Raw genomic sequence first — 255 nt, forward strand, 5'->3', positions numbered from 1 at the left:
TGTTCGTCTTCGATGACGTCGATTGTGGCCATGGCAGCCGCTGTGGTAACAGGGTTTCCGGCGGTTGTGTACACGTTTGCTGGTGCTTGAAGTGATTCGATAATTTCTTTTTTACCGATGACCGCACCTAGTGGCAAACCGGAAGCGAGTGACTTCCCAACGGTCATAAGGTCTGGATAAATACCGTCGAATTGTTGAATTGACCACCATTTACCAGTACGTCCCATCCCTTGATTGACTTCATCAATCGCAAAT

1 protein-coding gene is annotated in these 255 nt (G+C 47.8%); it reads right to left on the reverse strand.

All coding sequences use genetic code 11. From position 1 onward, the window contains the following. Positions 1–255 (reverse strand): aminotransferase class III-fold pyridoxal phosphate-dependent enzyme (locus KTJ72_RS07250; protein ID WP_217304487.1); only part of this gene is annotated, 255 nt, incomplete at both ends.

The organism is Apilactobacillus waqarii (assembly GCF_019061205.1).
In the GTDB taxonomy this organism is placed as follows: Bacteria; Bacillota; Bacilli; order Lactobacillales; family Lactobacillaceae; genus Apilactobacillus; species Apilactobacillus waqarii.